This window comes from Afipia sp. OHSU_II-C1 (genome assembly GCF_000497575.1).
Taxonomy (GTDB): Bacteria; Pseudomonadota; Alphaproteobacteria; order Rhizobiales; family Xanthobacteraceae; genus Afipia.
Map to the genome: position 1 here is coordinate 348,468 of NZ_APJI01000004.1, position 21,331 is coordinate 369,798.

General features: G+C 61.0%; 23 protein-coding genes and 1 tRNA gene. 11 read left to right on the forward strand and 13 right to left on the reverse strand.

Going from position 1 to position 21,331, the window contains the following annotated elements:
• Positions 1-50: 50 nt before the first annotated feature.
• Positions 51-278 carry a pentapeptide MXKDX repeat protein gene (locus I554_RS0103700; protein WP_024577881.1) on the reverse strand — a complete coding sequence of 76 codons (228 nt, stop codon included), beginning with the start codon at positions 276-278 and terminating at the stop codon, positions 51-53.
• Positions 279-565: 287 nt separating this feature from the next.
• Between I554_RS0103700 and dctP the strand changes: the two genes are divergently transcribed.
• Genes dctP through I554_RS0103715 form a run of 3 tightly spaced genes read left to right on the forward strand, consistent with a single transcriptional unit; the run spans position 566 to position 3,482 of the window.
• Positions 566-1,576 carry a TRAP transporter substrate-binding protein DctP gene (gene dctP, locus I554_RS0103705; protein ID WP_024577880.1) on the forward strand — a complete coding sequence of 337 codons (1,011 nt, stop codon included), beginning with the start codon at positions 566-568 and terminating at the stop codon, positions 1,574-1,576.
• Positions 1,573-2,127, forward strand: a complete 555-nt coding sequence (locus I554_RS0103710; protein WP_024577879.1) for a TRAP transporter small permease — start codon at positions 1,573-1,575, stop codon at positions 2,125-2,127. The genes dctP and I554_RS0103710 overlap by 4 nt, the downstream gene beginning before the upstream one ends.
• Complete coding sequence (locus tag I554_RS0103715; protein WP_024577878.1) at positions 2,124-3,482, forward strand: TRAP transporter large permease; 1,359 nt, start codon at positions 2,124-2,126, stop codon at positions 3,480-3,482. Before I554_RS0103710 ends, I554_RS0103715 begins: the two co-directional genes overlap by 4 nt.
• Here the strand turns inward: I554_RS0103715 and I554_RS0103720 are convergent.
• Positions 3,479-4,222 (reverse strand): TetR/AcrR family transcriptional regulator, encoded by a 744-nt coding sequence (locus I554_RS0103720; RefSeq protein WP_024577877.1) that lies wholly within the window; start codon positions 4,220-4,222, stop codon positions 3,479-3,481. The genes I554_RS0103715 and I554_RS0103720 overlap by 4 nt on opposite strands.
• A 494-nt stretch (positions 4,223-4,716) precedes the next feature.
• On the opposite strand from I554_RS0103720, the gene I554_RS0103725 reads away from it, so the two are divergent.
• The gene (locus tag I554_RS0103725) at positions 4,717-5,520 is read left to right on the forward strand and encodes an SDR family NAD(P)-dependent oxidoreductase (RefSeq protein WP_024577876.1); all 804 of its coding nucleotides are present in this window, start codon (positions 4,717-4,719) and stop codon (positions 5,518-5,520) included.
• 50 nt (positions 5,521-5,570) lie between these two features.
• Positions 5,571-6,692 carry a DUF5938 domain-containing protein gene (locus tag I554_RS0103730; protein ID WP_024577875.1) on the forward strand — a complete coding sequence of 374 codons (1,122 nt, stop codon included), beginning with the start codon at positions 5,571-5,573 and terminating at the stop codon, positions 6,690-6,692.
• 36 nt (positions 6,693-6,728) lie between these two features.
• Here the strand turns inward: I554_RS0103730 and I554_RS0103735 are convergent, their stop codons facing one another.
• From I554_RS0103735 to I554_RS0103755, 5 genes are all read right to left on the reverse strand, one after another.
• Complete coding sequence (locus I554_RS0103735; RefSeq protein ID WP_024577874.1) at positions 6,729-7,631, reverse strand: hydroxymethylglutaryl-CoA lyase; 903 nt, start codon at positions 7,629-7,631, stop codon at positions 6,729-6,731.
• A 9-nt stretch (positions 7,632-7,640) separates the two neighbouring features.
• On the reverse strand, positions 7,641-9,656 hold the full coding sequence (locus I554_RS0103740) for an acetyl/propionyl/methylcrotonyl-CoA carboxylase subunit alpha (RefSeq protein ID WP_024577873.1): 2,016 nt from the start codon (positions 9,654-9,656) through the stop codon (positions 7,641-7,643).
• Positions 9,657-9,660: 4 nt separating this feature from the next.
• Positions 9,661-10,440: an enoyl-CoA hydratase/isomerase family protein gene (locus I554_RS0103745; RefSeq protein ID WP_024577872.1), complete on the reverse strand. Its 780-nt coding sequence runs from the start codon at positions 10,438-10,440 to the stop codon at positions 9,661-9,663.
• A gap of 14 nt (positions 10,441-10,454) precedes the next feature.
• A complete protein-coding gene (locus I554_RS0103750) occupies positions 10,455-12,059 on the reverse strand; it encodes a carboxyl transferase domain-containing protein (RefSeq protein WP_024577871.1) in 1,605 nt (534 codons plus the stop codon).
• A gap of 272 nt (positions 12,060-12,331) precedes the next feature.
• Positions 12,332-12,637 (reverse strand): ETC complex I subunit, encoded by a 306-nt coding sequence (locus I554_RS0103755; RefSeq protein WP_024577870.1) that lies wholly within the window; start codon positions 12,635-12,637, stop codon positions 12,332-12,334.
• A gap of 234 nt (positions 12,638-12,871) precedes the next feature.
• Here I554_RS0103755 and I554_RS0103765 point away from each other — a divergent pair, with 234 nt between their 5' ends.
• Both I554_RS0103765 and I554_RS0103770 read left to right on the forward strand, forming a co-directional pair.
• A complete protein-coding gene (locus tag I554_RS0103765; RefSeq protein ID WP_024577869.1) occupies positions 12,872-14,050 on the forward strand; it encodes an OpgC domain-containing protein in 1,179 nt (392 codons plus the stop codon).
• A 99-nt stretch (positions 14,051-14,149) separates the two neighbouring features.
• Positions 14,150-14,226 (forward strand) — tRNA-Pro (locus tag I554_RS0103770).
• Between the two features lie 60 nt (positions 14,227-14,286).
• On the opposite strand, the gene I554_RS0103775 is transcribed toward I554_RS0103770, so the two are convergent.
• The 5 genes from I554_RS0103775 to I554_RS0103795 all read right to left on the reverse strand — a co-directional run bounded on the left by I554_RS0103775 (position 14,287) and on the right by I554_RS0103795 (position 17,184).
• A complete protein-coding gene (locus tag I554_RS0103775; RefSeq protein ID WP_024577868.1) occupies positions 14,287-14,778 on the reverse strand; it encodes a DUF192 domain-containing protein in 492 nt (163 codons plus the stop codon).
• Between the two features lie 112 nt (positions 14,779-14,890).
• On the reverse strand, positions 14,891-15,553 hold the full coding sequence (locus tag I554_RS0103780; RefSeq protein ID WP_024577867.1) for a cold-shock protein: 663 nt from the start codon (positions 15,551-15,553) through the stop codon (positions 14,891-14,893).
• Positions 15,554-15,767: 214 nt separating this feature from the next.
• A complete protein-coding gene (locus tag I554_RS0103785; protein ID WP_024577866.1) occupies positions 15,768-16,529 on the reverse strand; it encodes a Sir2 family NAD-dependent protein deacetylase in 762 nt (253 codons plus the stop codon).
• Positions 16,530-16,597: 68 nt separating this feature from the next.
• A complete protein-coding gene (locus I554_RS0103790) occupies positions 16,598-16,867 on the reverse strand; it encodes a hypothetical protein (RefSeq protein WP_024577865.1) in 270 nt (89 codons plus the stop codon).
• Positions 16,868-16,971: 104 nt separating this feature from the next.
• Positions 16,972-17,184, reverse strand: a complete 213-nt coding sequence (locus I554_RS0103795) for a hypothetical protein (RefSeq protein ID WP_024577864.1) — start codon at positions 17,182-17,184, stop codon at positions 16,972-16,974.
• A 150-nt stretch (positions 17,185-17,334) separates the two neighbouring features.
• On the opposite strand from I554_RS0103795, the gene I554_RS0103800 reads away from it, so the two are divergent.
• Positions 17,335-17,784, forward strand: a complete 450-nt coding sequence (locus I554_RS0103800; protein WP_024577863.1) for a VOC family protein — start codon at positions 17,335-17,337, stop codon at positions 17,782-17,784.
• 234 nt (positions 17,785-18,018) lie between these two features.
• Here I554_RS0103800 and I554_RS0103810 read toward each other — a convergent pair whose 3' ends face one another.
• Entirely contained in the window at positions 18,019-18,339 is a 321-nt protein-coding gene (locus I554_RS0103810; protein ID WP_024577862.1) for a hypothetical protein, read from the reverse strand.
• Positions 18,340-18,505: 166 nt separating this feature from the next.
• Between I554_RS0103810 and I554_RS0103815 the strand changes: the two genes are divergently transcribed.
• The 3 genes from I554_RS0103815 (at position 18,506) to I554_RS0103825 (ending at position 21,321) form a co-directional block, all read left to right on the forward strand.
• Complete coding sequence (locus tag I554_RS0103815; protein ID WP_024577861.1) at positions 18,506-19,159, forward strand: MarC family protein; 654 nt, start codon at positions 18,506-18,508, stop codon at positions 19,157-19,159.
• 206 nt (positions 19,160-19,365) lie between these two features.
• The gene (locus I554_RS0103820) at positions 19,366-20,235 is read left to right on the forward strand and encodes an SGNH/GDSL hydrolase family protein (RefSeq protein WP_024577860.1); all 870 of its coding nucleotides are present in this window, start codon (positions 19,366-19,368) and stop codon (positions 20,233-20,235) included.
• Between the two features lie 111 nt (positions 20,236-20,346).
• Positions 20,347-21,321, forward strand: coding sequence for a cation diffusion facilitator family transporter (locus I554_RS0103825; RefSeq protein WP_024577859.1), 975 nt, complete (start codon positions 20,347-20,349; stop codon positions 21,319-21,321).
• Positions 21,322-21,331: the final 10 nt, after the last annotated feature.

A 21,331-nucleotide genomic window follows, 5' to 3' on the forward strand; every position in this document is an offset into this window, starting at 1 on the left:
GCAGGCCCGCCGTGAGAGCGAGCCTGCAGAAAACAAAGATGAGATGAAGATTACTTCTTCATCTCGTCTTTTTTCATGCCATCCTTGGCCATGCTGTCTTTCTTCATGCCATCCTTGGACATGGTGTCTTTCTTCATGCTGTCCTTCGACATCGCATCTTCCTTCTTCATGCCGTCCTTGGACATCTTGTCCTGAGCGAAGGCTGCCGGCGCGAATGCCAGGCCAAGCGAAAGAATTGCAGCGGTGGCGCCGAGCGTGAAACGTGTGGTGCGTGCCATTTAAGTCCGTCCTCTCGATTCATTTTCTGATGCGACGCAGGTCGCTTCAGGGTCTTCGATGAGAAGCCGGCTTCGTTACCTGCGGACGGAAGATAAATTTCAGACCTGAAACGTTCACGGAACTTTTCCGCCGTCACGGTGGCACGCGCCGAAAGTATAGGCTCGTTTGCACATCAGTGCGGTGCAGCAACGGTAGCATTGCGCGGGCGGCTGGGTCAGAATGACGCACGCCTCTAATCAGCGCAAAGCGCTGACTGAAAAGCAAAAAGACGCCAGGGAGAGACTCCATGCTTACGCGACGCCACCTTCTCGCGACCACGCTTGCCGCACCCGCCATTCTCCGCTTCGGCGCTGCGCAGGCCGCAACCACCCTCAAGATCTCGCATCAGTTTCCCGGCGGCACCATCGACAAGGGCGACTTCCGCGACCGGCTGACTCGTGTCTTCGCCGCCGAGATATCCAAACGCAGCGGCGGCGAAATCGTCGCGGAGGTCTATCCCGGCTCGTCGCTCATCAAGACCAACGCCCAGTTCTCGGCGATGCGCAAAGGCGCGCTCGACATGAGCCTCTATCCCCTGCCCTACGCCGGCGGCGAACTGCCTGAAACCAACATCGGCCTGATGCCCGGTCTGGTGTCGAGCTACGATCAGGGACTGGCATGGAAGACCAAGCCCGTGGGCAAGGCGCTCACCGATTTCCTCGCCGACAAGGGCATCATGCTCATCACATGGGTGTGGCAAGCCGGCGGCGTCGCCAGCCGGACGCGGCCGCTGGTTGCTCCGGAAGATGCCAAGGGCCTGAAGGTGCGCGGCGGATCGCGCGAAATGGACATGGTGCTCCAGACCGCCGGCGCGGCGGTGCTGTCGGTGCCGTCGAATGAAATCTACGCGGCGATGCAGACCGGCGCCTGCGACGCCGGAATCACATCATCGACCAGTCTGATCTCCTTCCGGCTTGAGGAAGTGGCCAAGCATCTGACATCCGGCGCGGGCCTGTCGTACTGGTTCATGCTCGAACCTCTGATGATGTCGAAAGCGATCTTCGACAAGCTGCCGAAGAACCAGCAGGACATCATCCTGACAGTCGGCGCCGAGATGGAAGCGTTTGGCCGGAAGGGCGCCGAGGCTGACGACATCGAGGTGGCGAAGGTCTACGAGAAGGCTGGCGCCAAGGTCAGCACAATGGACGCCGCGATCGTCGGCAAATGGCGCGACATCGCCCGCGACACCGCGTGGAAGGACTATTCGGGCAAGACCGCGACCTCCGCCAACCTGATGAAGCTCGCGGCCGACGCATGATGCACGGCTCGGTTGAGGACCAGCGCGAGCTGGTCACCCCGGCCTCGAGCAACCCGCTCCTGGCCGGGCTTGAGCGTGCTTTGGCGCTGTGCAATCGCGTCATCGTCGTGCTGGCGTCCGTCGCGCTCATTCTGGCGTGCCTGATCCTGAGCTACAGCGTCCTGACGCGCAGCATCTTCCATAGCGCGACCTATTGGCAGGACGAAGCCGCCGTTTTCCTGCTGGTCGGCGCGACGTTCATGACCGCCGCTTTCGTGCAAAGCCAGCGCGGGCATATCGGCATCGAAGCCTTTGTCGGCATCCTGTCGCCGACCGCCAACTGGATACGTCTGATCCTCGTCGATATCGCAAGCCTCGCGTTCTGCGCGTTCTTCGCGTGGAAATCCTGGACGCTGGCTCATGAAGCATGGGTGGACGGTCAGGTCTCCAACTCGATGTGGAGCCCGCCGCTCGCGATTCCGTATGTCCTGATGGCGGCTGGCATGACGCTGCTATGCGTCCAGATCCTGCTCCAGATCATTACCTCTCTCGGCAAGGTTCCGCGTCCATGACGGTTCTTGGAATTGGCATCAGCTACGGCATCGCCACCCTCGCCGCGATGTTCTCCGGCATGCCGATCGCATTCGCGCTGGGCGCCGTCGCCGTCGTGTTCATGGCGATCTATATGCCCTCCGCATCGCTCGATACGGTGACGCAGAACGTCTATGAGGAGATGGCCTCCATTACCCTGCTCTCGATCCCGCTGTTCATCCTCAAGGGCGCGGCGATCGGCAAGTCTCGTGCAGGACAGGATCTCTACTCCGCTCTGCACGCGTGGCTGCACAAGGTGCCCGGCGGCCTGGGCGTCGCCAATGTCTTCGCCTGCGCGCTGTTTGCGGCCATGGCCGGATCGTCGCCCGCGACCTGTTCGGCCATCGGTTCGGCCGGCATTCCCGAAATGCGCAAGCGCGGATACTCCGGCGGCTTCGCGGCGGGGATCATTGCCGCTGGCGGCACGCTCGGCATTCTGCTGCCGCCGTCGATCACCATGATCCTGTTTGCCGTCGCTGCGGAAAAGTCGCTCGGACGCCTGTTTCTCGCCGGCATCGGACCGGGACTGCTGCTGGTCTCGCTGTTCGGCTTCTACGCGGTGTACCGCTTCCGCAAGGAATACGCCGCCGCCAAGGTTGCCTATGAAGCGACCGGCGCGAACTCTCCGATCCTCGCGCACGACGATTTCACCATGGCGGAGCGCTTCAACGCGTTGCCGCGCGTGCTGCCGTTCATCATCCTGCTGACCGGGGTGATGATCGCGCTCTATGGCGGCTATGCCACGCCATCTGAAACGGCCGGGCTCGGCGGGCTGCTGGCGCTGCTGCTGATCGCGGTCATTTACAGTGTCTGGAAACCGTCGGACCTGTCGCCGATCCTGACCTCGACAATCCGCGAGTCCACCATGCTGATGATGATCATCGGCATGTCGCTGCTCTACTCGTATGTCATGAGCTATCTGACGATTTCGCAATCGGCCGCCAGCGCCATCGTGGCGATGCAACTGCCGAAGTGGGAACTGCTCGCAGCCATCCTCGGCATGGTGATCGTGCTCGGCTTCTTCCTGCCGCCGGTGTCGATCATCCTGATGACCGCGCCGATCATCCTGCCGCCGCTGCGCGCCGCCGGATTCGACATCATCTGGTTCGGCGTGGTCATGACCATCGTCATGGAGATGGGGCTGATTCATCCCCCGGTGGGGCTGAACATTTTCGTCATCCGCAATGTCGCGCCCGACATCCCGCTGAGCGAAGTCATCTGGGGCACGCTGCCGTTCGTGCTGCTGATGTTCTTCGCCGTGGTACTGCTGTGTGTCTTCCCCGGCATCTCGACATGGCTGCCGGATCTGGTGATGGGGCCGGAGTCGGTTCGTTAGGCGCGGGCGCGGCTGCCTGCTGTCGCGCGCCTTGAAGCCGGAGTTTTCGACCGGGCGGCAACGGCCTTGGCCTTCGCACCGGCTTTGACGGCCTTGACCGGCGTGGCCGGCTTTTTCGCAAACCGCGCCAGAACCGCGCGGACATCCGCCTGCATCTGCGCAATGGCATCCGCATCGCCAGCCAGATGCTTGAGCAGGCATTGCTGGAACAGGCCGTCGAAAACGGCGTACAGCACCGCCGGCGTCATCTGCTGGGGTTCACCGGTCAGTTCCGCAAACCGGCTCATGATCCGCCAGATCATGGCCTCCAGACTCTTGTCGATTTCCAGAACGTCGGCCCGGAATTCTTCCTCGAACAGTGACTGCGAGCGCAGATCGTACCAGAGCCGGTGCATCTGCGCGTCATTGCGCACGGTCTCGCTCAATGCGGCCAGAAATCCCTCAAGCAGTTCGTCGTAGGTTGCCGCGCCCGCGACAACCTCGTCATAACGCGTGACGCATACCGCCTTGTAATGGCGGACGCAGCACATCATCAGGTCGACCTTGTCCTTGAAATAGTAGTGCAGCACGCCATGCGAGAAGATCGAGTTTTGCGCGATCTCGCGCAAACTGGTCTTCGCATATCCGAGTTCGGACAGCGTCTGCAGTGCAGCCTGCGCCAGTTCCGCGCGTCGTTCGGCAAACTTGTCGACACGCGGCCCGTTGATGCGGTCAACTTTTTCGATCGTGGCCGGAGCCATTGTTTCTCAGCCTTTCAAATCCCCGCCTCAGGGATAACACCGGATCGCATCAGATCAAGGTCTGTTGTTCATCCGTCAAAAATCTTCGCGAGCCCGGAACTGCGGACGGCGCAGCACAAGAAAGATGCACTGGACATCTGACCAGCATTTTCTTGACGACTGTATAAATTTTCTTGACAACTGTCAAAGACGGGCCTCTGATCGCATTGTTCCCCACCAAGAGGGACGCGAGGAAACATCAGGGAGGATAAATGCGGCTTGCAGGCATCTGCAAACGGTCCGTCGGTCCTGTCGCCAGCCCGGCCTTCGGCGCCCTCCTGCTCCCGAAAACATTGCCAGATCTCACCGCGACAATGCGGAACGCCTGACCACGACGATAGCAACCGCTGTCGTCACGACAGCGCTTTTCTCACTTCAGAACGACTGAACGGCAGCGACCCCGCTGACGAATGGCTGCGGCTTGCCTGCTCAACAAACAACCCGGAGGAAACCACATGAGCGTATTCAATCTGACCGGACGCAAGGCGCTGGTGACCGGCGGCGCGCGCGGTCTCGGCGCCGGCATGGCCGAAGCCCTGACCAAGGCTGGAGCCTCTGTCGTGATCGGCGACGTGCTGACTGATCTCGGCCAGCAGACAGCAAAGGCACTCTCCACTGCCGGCGCCAAGGCCGACTTCGTCGCCCTCGATGTCACTGACGATGCAAGCTGGGCCGCCGCCGTGGCGGCGACGATCTCCAAGCTCGGCGGCTTCGACATCCTCGTGAACAACGCCGGCATCGAAATCACATCCTTGCTGGTGGACGCCAAGGCCGATGATTTGCAGCGCATGTGCAGCGTCAATATCGTCGGCACCGCGCTGGGCATGAAGCACGCATTCCGCGCCATGCGCCCGGGTGGCGCGGCAGGCAAAGGCGGCGCGATCGTCAACATCGCGTCGGTCGCCGCCACCATCGCGTTCCCCGGCATTGCCGGTTACTCCGCGACCAAATCCGGTGTCGACCGCATGACGCGCGTCGGAGCGATGGAGTCCGGCAAGCTCGGCTATGGCGTGCGGGTGAACTGCATTTATCCCGGCCTTGTGCCGACCGACATGGGCATGCAACTCGCAGGCGACGTCGTCGCGGCGGGGCTCTACCCCAGCGGAGAGGCAGCCATCGGCGACGTCGTCGGTCAGACGCCGCTCGGCCGTCTCGGCGAAATTCCTGACATGGCGGACGCAACGGTTTTCCTTTGCTCCGACGCCGCCCGCTTCATCACCGGCGCGGGACTGCCGGTCGACGGCGGAATGGGCATGTGACGGCACGCGCTGTTGAACTTCACAAAGGGCAAATCGAGGAAACATCCATCATGACAACGAAAAGACCTGTCGTCGTATATGGCGTCTCCGGATACACCGGGCGCCTGGTGTGTGAGTATTTGCGGGAATACAACATTCCCTTTATCGCCGCCGGGCGCGACAAGGCGAGAGTTCAGGCTGTCGTCGAGAAGATTCCGGGAATCGAAACCGCGGATTATGAGGTCGTCGAAGTCGCACACACTGTCGAGGCGCTGACCAGCCTCTTTAAAGGCGCCAAATTCGTCAGCAACATCGTTGGCCCCTTTATCAAATACGCTCCTGAAGTCGTCGAAGCCTGCCTGGCCGCCGGCTGCCATTACAGCGATACGACAGGCGAACAGGACTGGGTCATGCTGGCGCAGGACCGCTGGGGCGCGAAGTTCGCCGAGAAAGGCCTGCTGCTCGCGCCGAATATCGCGCAGATGTACACGACCGGCGAGATCGCGGCGAACATCTGTCTCGAAACGCCCGGTCTCGACACCCTCGACATTCAGGTCTTCTGGAAGGGTTTTCCAACCTACGCCTCGACGCAGACCATCTTCACCATCCTCAAGGCGCAGTGGTACTACCTCGAGCAGAACAAGTATGTCGAATGGGACGTCACTGCCCGCGCCGACGTGGTGGTGCCAGGCCAGCACGAAACGGCGATTGCAGTTCCTTGGGGAGGCACCGCGCATCCGGTCTGGTTCAAGAACGATCCGCGCGTCTCGAACTGCCGTGTGCTCGGCGGCGTTCTTGCCCGCCCGGTGATGGAAGGCGTCGTGCAAACCACGCAAATGGTGAAGGAAAAAATCAAGCCTTTGCCACCCGCGGAGCAAGAGAAGGCGCTGGCCGAAATCGCTGGGAGCCTGCAAGCCAGCATGCCGCCGCGCGAAAATCCGCGCATCAACACCTCGATCGATTCCGTTTACGCATCCGGTCCGCTCGGCCGCGCGCATTGCGTGATTCACGGAAACTGCAACTACAAGCAAACCGGCATGCTGCAAGCCTATGCCGCGTTCTCGTTGCTGCAGGTGCCGCCGAAGAAGGTGGGGTTTGCTTCGGGCTGCCAGGCCTTCGGTCATCGCGAGTTGCTTGGCCAGTTGCGCAGCTTCGGCCTGGTGATGAATCCGATCCTGACCGTTCATCAATAAAGCGAGCACACCGGGGCGGCTTTGCCGCCTCGGTTTCTAACCGCGAGCCTTGGCGTTGAGCGCCGACGCAACGCGGCTCACTGGCTTTTTGCCCAGCACCTGCGCGATGTCGTTGGTCGCGGCCACAAGCTGCTTCATGTCCACGCCGGTCTGAACGCCCATGCCTTCCAGCATGTAGACCAAATCCTCGGTCGCGACATTACCCGTCGCACCGGGCGCATAGGGACAACCGCCGAGACCGCCGGCTGCGGAATCGATCACACGTGCGCCTTCTTCAAGGCCCGCGTAGAGATTGGCGAGCGCCTGCCCATAGGTGTCGTGGAAGTGCATGCCGAGATTCTTCATCGGCACTTCTGTCGCGACCGCGCGCAGCAACTGCCGCGCCTTTGACGGCGTGCCGACGCCGATGGTGTCGCCCAGCGAGACCTCGTAGCAGCCGAGATCCCACAGTTTCTTGGTCACGGCGACCACCGCTGACGGCTTCACCTCGCCGTCATAGGGGCAACCGAGCACGCAAGAAACGTAACCGCGCACCTTGATGCCGTCGGCCTTGGCGCGTTCGATCACCGGAACGAAACGCTGAATGGATTCGGCGACCGAGCAGTTGATGTTGGCTTTGGAAAATCCTTCCGAGGCCGATGCGAACACGGCGATCACCTTGGCACCTGCCGCCTTCGCAGCCTCGTAACCCTTCTCATTGGGAACGAGGACATGGAATTCGTAACCGGGATGATGATCGACGGCGCGCAGCACCTGATCCGAGTTGACCATCTGCGGAATGGCTTTGGGCGACACAAAGCTGCCGACCTCGATGGTGTGCAGCCCCGCCTTGACCAGATTTTCAATGAACGCGATCCGTGCCTCGGCCGAGACCGGCGTCTTTTCGTTTTGCAACCCGTCGCGCGGGCCGACTTCGACAATACGGACCTGATCGCTCATGAAACCTGTCTATGCCTTCGGTTCGATCTCGGCGAGCTCGACGCCTTCGGCGACGATGTCACCAACCTTGCACTTAAGCGCCTTGACGGTGCCCGCGAACGGCGCGCGCAGGGTCTGCTCCATCTTCATCACTTCCAGCGTCAGGATCGCGGCGCCCTTCTCGACCTCCGCGCCTTCTTCGACCAGCAACGCCACGACCGTGCCGGGCAGCGGCGCCACGACACGGTCGGCACCCGCCTGCTCCTCATCCTCAGTGCCGAACGGATCGAACCAGTGAACTTCAAAGCGTCCATTACGGGTGCGGACATAGACCTCGTGGCCGTCGAGCAGGCCAGTCACATGATGTTTCACGCCGTCGAGCACAAGATCGATGCCGCCGCGCGGCGATGCAGAGCTTGCGAACGCGATGACCCGTCCGTCGATGGCCAGCGTCGATGGGCCCTGACCATAACGCATCGACACCTTGCGCTCGGTGCCATCCGCCTGCCGGAACATAAACCGGCGGCGGCGCGCCGCGACAGCGGCCCAGCCTGCTCCCGCGCGCCATGGCGAGGTCACGTCATTCCCTGCGGCAGCCGTTTCGCTTTGCAGGATCGCGGCGACGGCAGCGCCAAGTTCGAGATCAGTCAGTTCGGCTTCCGCCGGGGTCAACTTCGCCAGTTCGCGCTCGATGAAGCTGGTGTCGATGGTGTTGGCGCGGACATCCGGATGCGTGATCAGCGCCGACAGGAAAGGAATGTTGGTTATGATGCCGCGGACATCGGTTTCCTGGAGGCCGCGATTGAGTCGTGAGATCGCAAGATCGCGCGTCGGCGCCCAGGCGATGACCTTGGCCAGCATCGCGTCGTAATTCGGTGAGACCGTCTTGCCCTCGGCATAGCCCGCGTCGATGCGCAGTCCGTCGACTTCCTCCGGCGTGTTCCAGGTGCGGATGCGGCCCACCGACGGCATAAAGTTCTTGTTCGGGTTCTCTGCGTAGACGCGCGCCTCAATGGCGTGACCGTTCAGCCTGATCTGGTCCTGCGCCAGCGGCAGCTTTTCGCCGAACGCGACGCGCAACTGCAGTTCGACCAGATCGACGCCGGTGATCAGTTCGGTCACCGGATGCTCGACCTGAAGGCGCGTATTCATTTCAATGAAGAACGTCTCCTTTCCATCGGAGACGAACTCGATGGTGCCCGCGCCGACATAGTTCACAGCACCCGCGGCCTTGCGCGCGGCTGCACAAACCGCGTCACGCTGCGCCGCATTGAGCGTCGGCGACGGAGCTTCCTCGATCACCTTCTGGTGCCGGCGCTGCAGGGTGCATTCGCGCTCGAACAGCGAGATCAGGTTGCCGTGGCTGTCGCCGATGATCTGCACTTCGATATGGCGCGGATTCTGGACGAACTTCTCGATCAGCATCCGGTCGTCGCCGAAAGCAGCCAGCGCCTCGCGCTTGGCGCTGGCGATCGCGGCCGACAGCTCATCGGCGCTGCGGACGATGCGCATGCCGCGTCCGCCGCCACCTGCTGATGCCTTCGCCAGAACCGGATAACCGATCTTCGCAGCGGCATCGGCCAGCGTTTTTTCGTCCTGCGCTTCGCCGTGATAGCCGGGCACCAGCGGCACGCCCGCCTTTTCCATCAGCGCCTTGGAGCCGGACTTCGACCCCATCGCTTCCATCATCTCGGCGGTCGGGCCGACGAACACAATGCCTTCAGCCGCGCAGCGGCGCGCGAAGTCGGCGTTCTCAGAGAGGAAACCGTAACCCGGATGGACCGCTTCGGCGCCGGTCTTCTTCGCCGCCTCGATAATGCGATCGACATTCAGATAGCTGTCGCGCGCCCGTGCCGGGCCGAGCAGCACGGCATCGTCGGCCATGGCGACATGCACGGCATCGGCGTCCGCTTCGGAATAGACCGCGACGGTGCGCAGTCCCATGGCGCGCGCGGTGCGGATCACACGGCAGGCGATCTCGCCGCGATTGGCGATCAGCAATGTGTTGAAGCGGCGGTAAAGCGCAGCGGGAGTTCTTGCGTTCATCAGATCAACTCCACGATGCCTTGCGCTTTTCAAGAAATGCGGAAAGGCCTTCGCGGGCCTCGGGTTTGGCGCGCACATCGGCGATCAACTGCGCCGTCTCATTCATCAGCGCGTCGTCGATAGCGCGGCCCGCGATGTCACCAGCGAGCTTTTTCGCGATGGCGCGCGCGCCGGGTGCGGCAGACTTCAACTGCTTGAGCAGCTTGCCGATGCGCTCGTCCAGCGCGTCGGGTTCGACGACCTCATGCAGGAGGCCGATCCGCATTGCTTCCTTCGCATCGAATACTTCGGCGGTCTGGAAATAACGCCGCGCGGTGCGTTCGCCGATGGCGCGCAGCACATAAGGACTGATCATGCCCGGCACGATCCCGAGACGAACCTCGGACAGGCAGAATGTTGCGCTCGACGTCCCGACGGCAATGTCGCAAGCGGACACAACGCCGACGCCGCCGCCATAGATCGGTCCCTGCACCCGGCCGATGGTGGTCTGGGGCATCCTGTCGAGCGCGGACAGCATTCGCACCAGCGGCATGGCGTCCGCGATATTTTCTTCGCGCGTATAGGTGCCGGCCTCGCGCATCGCGCTGATATCGGCACCGGCGCAAAGGCTCTTGCCCTCGCCCGCGAGCACCATCGTCGCAATCGAGCGATCGGAAGCGATGCTCTCAAACGCAGTGCGCAGCGCCTCGATGAGGGTTCGATTGAGGGCATTGTTCAGTTCGGGACGATTCAGCGTGACGCGCGCCACGTCCTGATCGCGTTCGATGCGGACAAGATCGATCATCGTTTCGCTCCGCATCACATTCTGAACACGCCGAACTTCGGCGGTTCGATCGGAGCGTTGGCGGCGGCGGACAGACCGAGCCCAAGCACAAGCCGCGTATCGGCAGGATCGATCACGCCGTCGTCCCACAGCCGCGCCGTGGCGTAATACGGATGGCCCTGCGTCTCATACTGTTCGCGGATCGGCGCACGGAACGCATCTTCTTCCTTGGCCGACCATGAGCCGCCCTTGGCCTCGATATTGTCGCGGCGAAGCTGGCTCAGCACCATCGACGCCTGCTCGCCGCCCATCACCGAGATGCGCGCGTTCGGCCACATCCAGAGGAAGCGTGGGCTATAGGCGCGGCCGCACATGCCGTAATTGCCAGCGCCGTAAGAGCCACCGATCACTACGGTGAACTTCGGCACGGAAGCGGTCGCAACCGCGGTGACGAGCTTCGCGCCATCGCGGGCGATACCGCCCGCCTCGTATTTCTTGCCGACCATGAAGCCGGTGATGTTCTGCAGGAACAGAAGCGGGATGCCGCGCTGGCAGCAGAGTTCAATGAAATGCGCACCCTTCAGCGAGCTTTCGCTGAACAGAATGCCGTTGTTGGCGATGATGCCGACCGGATAGCCCCAGATGTGAGCGAAGCCGCACACCAGTGTCGTGCCATAGAGCTTCTTGAATTCCTCGAACTCCGAGCCGTCGACGATCCGCGCAATGATCTCGCGCACGTCGAAAGGCTTGCGTGCGTCAGCGGGCACCACGCCGTAGATGTCCTCGCGCTCGAACAATGGCTCGCGCGGTTCGCGCAGGCCAGCTGCTGAGGATTTCGCCGGATTGAGATTGCCGACGATGCGGCGTGCGATGCCGATGGCATGGCTGTCGTTCTGCGCATAGTGGTCGGTCACACCGGAGTGGCGGCTGTGAACGTCAGCACCGCCAAGTTCTTCCGCCGTGACGACCTCGCCGGTCGCGGCCTTCACCAGCGGAGGACCGCCAAGGAAGATCGTGCCCTGATTGCGCACGATGATGCTCTCGTCCGACATCGCAGGAACGTAAGCGCCGCCGGCGGTGCACGATCCCATCACAATGGCGATCTGCGGAATGCCCTGCGCGGACATGTTGGCCTGATTGTAGAAGATGCGGCCGAAGTGCTTTTCGTCGGGGAAAATCTCGTCCTGCTGCGGCAGGAACGCGCCGCCGGAATCCACCATGTAGATGCAAGGCAGATTATTCTGCCGCGCGATGTCCTGCGCGCGCAGATGCTTCTTCACCGTCATCGGATAGTAGGTGCCGCCGCTGATGGTCGCGTCATTGGCGACGATCACGCACTCGCGTCCCGAGACGCGGCCGATGCCGGTGACAATGCTGGCGGAGTGCACGTTGCCACCGTAGAGGCCGTAGGCCGCCATCGGCGAGAATTCCAGAAACGCCGTGCCCGGATCGATCAGGAGGTCGACGCGGTCACGCGCCAGCATCTTGCCGCGCGCCGTATGCTTGGCGCGTGAGGCATCGCCGCCGCCGCCGGCAACCTGCGAGAGCTTGTCCCGAAGGTCCGCGACCAGGGTACGCATGACTTCCGCATTGCGGGTGAAATCGGACGATTTGGGATCGAGTCCGGAACGAAGTGCCATTTGTTTCCCGCCGCGTAACGTTTTGATCTTGCTTGCTTCCGTCCATTCCGGACGGCTTCGACCCGCAAGGTGTCACTGCTTGGCGGCTGAATGCAACCACAACTTTCGCGGAGTACTTGCAGAGGTCAGGCGCCCTCAATAAGGCAAAGCGACATCGGGAAATGTCATGTCCCCGACATTTGCCGGGGCAATTTCGGAGGGCCGGATCAGGCGATTGCCAAGCCGACGCGTGCGGTCAAAGGTCCGCTGAAGCGCTCACATTTTGCCGGGATTTAATGCGTCCAGGGCTCGACGCGGCGGAAAGCGAAGTTGTCCGCATAGGCCTTCACGCGCGGCTGCAATTCCTTCGGTTCGAGCACCTGATACGGGATACCTTCCCGCTCGCAATAAGCGACGGCCTCTTCCCTGGTCTCGAAACGCAGGGTCAGCTGCTGCTTCATATCCCCGGAGCTGGTCCAGCCCATCAACGGCTCGATCACGCGCGGCTGTTCGGGCTCGTAATCCAGTTGCCACACCTTTGTTTTGGCAGCTCCAGACTGCATCGCATTTTTAGCAGGTTTGAAGATTCTTGCGGTCATCGCGCTAGCGGGTCCCTGAGCCTGATCGCCATGGCATCGATCGGAGAGGTAAAACGTATGAGATTCGGATGCCGGCCATTATCAAGATCCTGAGCATACCTGCCCAGAACAAGACTTTTTTCGGCGGGTTCTGGTATAGTCCGTCCGAAACGCGGTGACAATGTCGGACCGCTTGGGTCCGGATAAGCGTTCCGCTGGCGTTATTTGGTTCGATCGCATCACGAAACGGTACTCATGGAAATTCAGGCAACACTCCCAGAGAAGGGCCGCGACCTCCGGCTCGATTTCTTCCGCGGCATCGCCAACTGGTGGATCTTTCTCGACCACATTCCGAATAACGTCATCAACTGGGCGACCCCGCGCAATTACGGGTTCAGCGACGCCGCCGACCTGTTCGTCTTCATATCGGGCTACACGGCATCGTTCGTCTACGCCAAGATGATGCTCGATCGCGGCTTCGTCGTCGGAGCCACCCGGCTCTGGAAACGCGTCTGGCAGCTCTATGTGGCCCACGTCATTCTGTTCGTGATCTACATCGCGGCAATCGGCTGGGTCGCGCTGCGCTATGCCGATCCGGACATCCTGAATGAGTTCAATGTCGCCGGTCTGGTCGAAAATCCGATCCAGACGCTGACGCAGGGGCTTCTGCTGCGCTTCAAGCCGGTCAATCTCGACGTGTTGCCGCTTTACATTGTCCTGATGGGCTTCTTCCCGCCAGTGCTGTGGCTGATGCTGCGCAAGCCCGACATGGTGATGATCGCTTCGCTGGTGTTGTATTTCGCAGCCCGCCAGTTCGGCTGGAATTTCTCGGCCTATCCGGTCGGCTCTTGGTACTTCAATCCGTATACTTGGCAACTGCTGTTCGTGTTCGGAGCCTGGTTCGCGCTTGGAGGCGCAATCGAATCCCGCTCGGTGATCCGGTCCCGCTGGCTGCTGGTCGCTGGCTCCGCCTATCTCGTCTTTGCAATGATCATGACCATGGCAGGACGATTTGAATCCTTTGGCGCGCTGTTTCCGAAGTGGCTCTATGATGCGTTCAATCCGAACGACAAGACCTTCCTCGCGCCCTATCGCGTCATCCACTTTGTGGTGATCGCGTTCTTCATCACGCGCTTTATTCCGAAGGACTGGAAGCCGCTCGAAGCGAAATGGGCTGAACCCGTGATCAAATGCGGCCAGCAGTCGCTTCAGGTGTTCTGCGTTGGCATTTTCCTCTCCTTCGTCGCGCATTTCGTGTTGATGCTGAGCTGGGGCACGGTCTGGGCGCAACTCGGCGTCAGCATCGTCGGTGTCGCGATCCTGACCGCCGTCGCCTACTACGGAAGCTGGTCAAAGAAACAGGACAAGCCCTCTGCCCGCACGCCCAAGCCGCCTGCACCGGCGCCGCAAGCGTCGCCGGCTCCGGGTGCCTGACCTCGGCCGGGAAGGGTTCCGGTTGCGGGTGTCTAAACCTCCCGCAGCCGCTCGTTCTGCCTTGCTGGAGCCATGCGAAGCGTGTATCGACTGCCCTCTCGGGGTATAGCGTAGCCTGGTAGCGCGGCGGTTTTGGGTACCGCAGGTCGGAGGTTCGAATCCTCCTGCCCCGACCAAATAACCAATTGATTTTATTGCACTTCTTGGTCGCGCGATTTCGCGCCGACAGCCTAGCCTCAGCGGGTTCCGAACAACGGATGCGCCACACGGTCGCCGGGCTGGATTCCGTATTTCCGGGCTGTCCCGCCGATCACCTCCAGTACGCCCTTCGCCAGCCCTCCGGACGAAATAATCTTCTCGGAATGCGGTTCGGTATTCTCGGCGATCCGCAGAATCCGGCCGTCGCTGCGGATGAAGATCATATCGAGCGGAATGAAGGTGTTCTTCATCCACATCGAGACCGGCTGTTCAGGGGAAAAGTCGAACAGCATTCCCCGCCCCTCGGGCAACTCCTTGCGATACATCAGCCCCGTGGCGCGCTCCTGCTCGGTCTTGGCCATTTCGACGGTGAACACGTGCACGCCCGACTTGGTGACGATCTCCAGCGGCTGCATTTCGACGGCGGACGCAGCGGCGGCCGCGAGGGCAAACCATGTCACGGCTGCGGCGATGACCGCCCGGATATTCAGCTTGATGTGGGGGAGTTTCGGCGAACGAACGAACAGCATGCGCGGCAGTATCCAGAACCAAATGTGCAGGTACCCTAGCCCGCCAAACATGGCAAAGGCCAGACACAGGTCTGGCCTCACTGGAAGATCACGCGGATGTGGTTGCGTCAGCTCAGTGCGACGACAGCCCGGGTGCGCCGGTTTCCGGCTGGATCTCAGCCGCCATCATGCCCTTGGAACCAGGCCCGAACCTGACCAGCACATACTGGCCGGGGCGCAGTTCGGTCATCCCGTAGCGGCGCAGCGTTTCCATATGCACGAAGATATCCGGCGTGCCTTCGCCGCAGGTCAGGAAGCCGAAACCGCGAAGCCGGTTGAACCATTTGACCTGCGCCCGCTCCAGCCCGCTGGTCGGAGTGACGCTGACGTGTGTCCGCGCTGGGAGCATCTGCGCGGGATGGATGGCGGTCGACTCGTCCATCGAGACGATGCGGAAGGCCTGATAGCCCTTCTGACGCTGTACGCATTCGACGACAAGACGCGCGCCTTCATAGGCGGTCTGATAGCCGTCGCGGCGCAGGACGGTGACGTGCAGCAGCACGTCGGGCCAGCCGTTATCAGGAACGATGAAGCCGTAGCCCTTCGAGGCATCGAACCATTTGATGACGCCGGAAATCTCGACGAGGTTGACGGCTGCGCCATCCGCAGCCGCGAAGGAGTCGGCGGCGAAATTCCGCTCGGCTGAGGCAGCCAGCTCGCTGGGAGCAAACCTGTCGGGCCCCGTGCCGATCGGTTGACCGCCTGCCTTCTTGGACTCAAATCCGTCCGAACCCATGACCCCCGGACCTCAAACAAATCTTAGGTCAGTCAACGACATGACCAAGTACGTTATGCAAGGACGTTTCGCGTTACCCCATCGTGACGAATCAAAATGAACCAAGGCGAATCCTTGATTTAACGATAACACTCCGGAACAGGGCTGGAAGACAAAAAAGAAATCAGCGGCGACCTATGAACAGCCTTGAAGGATTACGAATCAATCAAACGGGTTAGTTGTTCACAAATGGTCCAAGGGTCTCGCCGATGTCGTGACGGATGACGAGGTCGGCGATGTCGTCCTGATCGGTCGGTTCGTTGTTGATGATCACGAGTTTTGCCCCGCAATTCCGGGCCATGAGTGGGAAACCGGCTGCGGGCCACACAACGAGCGATGATCCGATCGCGAGGAACAGGTCGCAATGCTGCGCAAGTTCCGTCGCGCGTCGCATTTCATCTTCCGGCATCGACTGGCCGAACGAAATCGTCGCCGACTTCACAGGCTCGCCGCAGGTGGTGCAGGACGGTGCAATGCCCGCTTCGTCAAAACGTTCCTTGACCCATGGAATCTCGAAGCGCTGCCCACATCCGATGCAACGCGCGTAGGTGGTATTGCCGTGCAGCTCGACGACATGCTCGGCGGAAAATCCCGATGCCTGATGCAAATTGTCGATGTTCTGGGTGACGATCGCAGGCACCTTTCCGGCCTTGTAGAGCGAAGCCAACGCCCGGTGCCCGCGGCTGGGCCGGGCCGCTGCGAAGCTCGGCTCCATCGCGAATCGGCGGCGCCAGGCCTCGTCCCTTGCGTCCTGGCTGGCAACGAACTCGCCGAACGGGATCGGGCGATTGCGTGTCCAAAGCCCGCCCGGCGAGCGGAAATCGGGAATGCCGCTTTCGGTGGAGATACCCGCGCCGGTGAACGGCACAATCGTCCGGGCTTCGGCGATCATGTCGCCGAGCATGTCGATTCCACTGCGAAGATCGGATGCAATCATCGTATCAGTATAACCTAACAAAAATGGGGGCGCGAAGCCCCCATTCCTTTTCAAAACCATCGCGAAATTCAGGCTGCCTTGTCCGCCTTCGGCGCCTGCGGCTTCGGTGCTTCCTGCGGCCTGGAAGCTTCCTGAGGCTTCAGGGCTTCCTTGATTTCCCGCATATCCTTTTTGGGCGCGCTGGCCTTGGCGGTCTTGCCCAGGGCAGCGAGCTTTTCCATCTCTGCAGCGAGTTCGCGCTGGCGCACCGCGATCTTGTCGGCGAGCTTTTCGCTCGCCTGATCGCGCAGCGCCGCCAGATCGTCGATCGACATCGAATCCAAATCTACCTTTTGCATGGTCTTCCCCGATTGATTGACTCACGGAGGTACCAAGAAGGTCTGCACCTCGCCAGATGACGCGGTTTCTTATCCACTGTCATACAGCAGCGAGGTGTCAGCACTCAGCAGCCGGTAAATTTTGCAGATGGTTCTTCATGGCGATTGCGGAGAAATGTCAGACCGCACACCGTCAGACGCTGCGGATCGGTCTCTCCGGCAGAAGAAAGCGTTTCAATATAGCTGTCGACGCTTTCGCGGGCTTCCTTCAGTTCTTCTTCGTCGAGGTTACGCATCATACCGAACGTATGGATAATCCGATCGACCACTTCTTCCAAGAACGCCTCCCTCTTCCGATCAATTCCGAGAGATAACGGCGACGCGGCAAAAAGGTTCCCGCAACAACACCTGCCCTCCAGCCCGTTTTGCTGCTATCTGATCGTCGCGATTTCAACGACTCTGGCGATGCCCGAAGAAGGATAGGAAACATGCGTTATCTGCACACCATGCTGCGCGTCCGCAATCTCGATGTCGCTCTCAAGTTCTACAGAGACGCGCTGGGCCTCAAGGAAGTCCGCCGGACGGAAAGCGAAAAAGGCCGATTTACGCTGGTCTTCCTGTGCGCGAGCGAAGACGAGAGCCTGCTGAAGCAGGTCAAGGGACGCGGCGCGCCGCTTGTCGAGCTGACCTACAACTGGGACGAAGAGACCTACGGCGAGGATCGCTATTTCGGCCATCTCGCCTATGAGGTCGACGACATCTACGCGACCTGCGAGCGGCTGATGAAACTCGGCATCACCATCAATCGTCCTCCGCGTGACGGTCAGATGGCCTTCATCCGCTCACCAGATCTGCATTCCATCGAACTCTTGCAGAAGGGCGACGCCCTCGCGCCAAAGGAGCCGTGGACTTCAATGCCGAATACCGGGCATTGGTAGGCCCTGGTTTATTTGCGGAACAAGAGCATCGCAATCACGTTCTCCATGACATCGATTATGCATGGAGGAAAAAATGGGACGCGGACTGTTGTTGTGGCTGCTGGGCGTGCCGATCCCTGTGATCATTCTGCTCTGGCTTTTCTTCGGCCGCTAAAACTCGTTCGACTTCGACAGAAAGCCCCTGCGCAACGCAGGGCTTTCACGTCACGGACTCTTTGGGTCCGCGCCTGCGGTTCAGGGCTTTCTGCAATCGCCCGTCGCCTCGACAAGCTTGACGAGCTTGTTGCCCGCAGCTTTCAGAATACACATCTCGATTTGCTTGCCGGCAGGCACCGGCTTTGCGCAAATGATCTGCGGGTTGTCGTCATAGACGGCCGTCGAGAATTTGCAGTTCGCCTGGCACGACGCGGTGTAGTTGAACGGGTTGGTCAGCGACACGCTGGCCGACTGCTCTCCCGGCAGGATCGTACAGGCGATCGGGACCGGCTCCGCATAGACCGCTGACGACGGACTCCCTGTCATAATCATCATAAACATCAGGATCTGTTTGCGCATGACTCGACCGTTGTTGCTTCTCGCAAGACGGTAGCAAGGCCGGCTACCCGAGACGAGCATTTCATGAGCAATCCTGCCCGTCCGGTCCCCAGCCAAGCGACGTCTTGAGTTGCAAGAATCCGCGATCTCTGTTCGAAATCGCTGACCGGGTACTGTCAGGACGGGCATCTTGCAAAACGTCGTCAACGCATTCCTGCTGGTTTATGCCGCGCTTTTTCCGATCGTCAATCCCGTCGGCAGCGCTCCCCTGTTCCTGCGCATGACGCGCGGGCGGACCACGGCCGAACGCAGCCTCCTTGCGCTGAACGTCGCGCGAAACAGTTTCTTTCTTCTGCTCGGGTCGCTGTTCATAGGATCGCATGTTCTCGAGTTCTTCGGGATCACCCTGCCCGTGGTCCGTATCGCCGGCGGGCTGGTGGTGGCGGCGTTCGGCTGGCAGATGCTGCATGCGCCGGAAGATGCCGATCCGGATCGCGCAAAGGTCGACACGGGTCCCGCGATCGACGCATTCTATCCGCTGACCATGCCGCTGACGGTCGGCCCCGGATCGATCTCCGTTGCGGTCACGCTCGGGAGTCAGCGTCCAACACCGACGGCGGATTTCACCCAACTGGCGATCCTCGGCGGCGCTGCGGTGGCGGGCCTTGCCGCCATCGCTCTCACGATCTTTGTTTGCTATCGCTTTGCCGATCGCATCATCATGTTTCTGGGCACGCGCGGTACGAATGTCGTGATGCGGCTTTCAGCTTTCATCCTGCTCTGCATCGGCATCCAGATCATCTGGAATGGGGTGAGCGCGTTGCTCAGCAGGGTTGTCTGATCCGCCCGCCCAGCGCGTTCTTCGCGCGCTCACGCATTTGTGCAACGCAGCAAGCAGAAATCGCGCCCAAAGACCAATTTCGCGAGAGATTTCAATTAAGCATGAGTTCCCTCCCTGCGAACGGTGCATTGAATATGACGGTAATTTTCGCTAGGTCTTAAGCGATGCAGGCCCTCGGATGGCCGCCACGCCAGGGTCTGTGATTGATGCCTCGCCTTATTCACGGTCGTAAAACCGCTTCGACAATCGCGGCGATGGTCAGTGCGTTTGCACTTGGCCTATCTGCTCTCGCGCTCTCCTCCGCCGCATCTCATGCCGAACAGGCAACGGCTGGCGCCAGCGTGCCGGTCTCCGACGATCTCAACAGCGTCTTCAAGACACAGCCCTGCGTGCAATCCAAATCGCTCGCGCAGCTCGACGCGCCCATCGCCCGCCTGGCGAAAAAGCTTGATGCCCATGAGCCTGTGACCATTGTCGCCGTCGGCTCGTCATCGACCGGTGGCGCGGGCGCAAGTTCAGCCGCGTTTTCGTATCCGAGCCGCCTTGAGCGCGAACTGCGCCAGAGGTTTCCCGAGACACCAATCACCGTCATCAATCAGGGCGTCAACGGCGAGGACGCCGCCTCGATGATGGGGCGGATGGATGCGGTCCTCGCACCCAAGCCGGATCTTGTGATCTGGCAACTCGGCACCAATACCGTTCTTCGTGACGGCAACATCCCCGAGACGGGCAATCTGCTGCAGGCCGGTATTACCCAGATCAAGAAAACCGGCGCAGATGTGCTGCTGATCGATCCGCAATTTGCGCCGCGCGTGAATGCAAAGCCCGCCGTCAGCGAGATGGTCGGACTTATCGCGTATGTCGCCAAGCAGACGCACGTTCCGGTGTTCAGGCGTTTCGTGGCGATGCGCCACTGGCATGAAGATCAGGCCATTGCGTTCGACCGGTTCATTTCCGCCGACGGCCTGCATATGAACGATTGGGGCTATTCCTGCCTCGCCCGCCTGCTTGCCGAGAATATCACGGCCACGGTCGCGCGATCCCGCTCCGTCGCCGGTGTGCGGCCGTTTCTGTAACGGCTGACCACCACCTCATAATTTTTCAAATGTGATAGTATCCGGTTTCCGGATGACGCATATCGCATGCAGCAACTGAACCTTTCAAGGTTCAGCCTGTATGAGAACCGCATGACGCATTCGCACGATACCGCGCACGACCATGCTGATCATCAGCATCAGGGGCATGACCACGGACGTGGTCATGGGCATGGCGGGCACGTCCACGCACCCGCCAATTTCGGATCGGCCTTTGCGATCGGAATTACGCTCAACACGATCTTCATCGTCGTCGAAGCGATCTATGGCTACGCCAGCAACTCGACGGCACTGATCGCCGACGCCGGACATAACCTGTCCGATGTACTGGGGCTGATCGTCGCCTGGATCGCGGTCATTCTCTCGAAGCGGCCGCCCTCAGAGCGTTACACTTACGGCCTGCGCGGGTCGTCGATCCTGGCGGCGCTGTTCAATGCCGTCTTCCTGCTGATCGCCGTCGGCGCAATCGGCTGGCAGGCCGTGTTGCGCCTGTTCAATCCCGAACCCGTGGCCGAGATGACCGTGATGATTGTCGCGGCCATCGGAATTGGCATCAACGGTTTCACCGCGCTGCTGTTCGCATCCGGACGCAAGAGCGACCTCAATATCCGGGGTGCCTATCTGCATATGGCCGCGGACGCCGCGGTATCGGCCGGCGTCGTCATCGCCGCGCTGATCATCATGTTCACGGGCTGGGTGTGGCTGGATGCGGTCGTGAGCCTTTTGATCGTTGGGGTCATCGTCTGGGGCACATGGGGCCTTCTGCGCGACAGCACGGCGATGTCGCTCGGCGCTGTCCCGTCAGGCATCGATCCGGTTGCGGTTCGTCAATACCTCGAACAGCGTCCGGGCGTGACCGAGGTTTGCGACCTCCACATCTGGCCGATGAGCACGACCGAGTCTGCATTGACCTGTCATCTGGTGATGCCCTCGGGGCATCCGGGCGATGCCTTTCTGGTTCAGGCCACGCTTCACCTGAAAGAGACCTTCGGGATCCAGCACACCACGATCCAGATTGTGACCAGCGCGGTCACGGCCTGCACGCTCGCGCCGGAAGGCGCCATTTAACCAGCCTTGA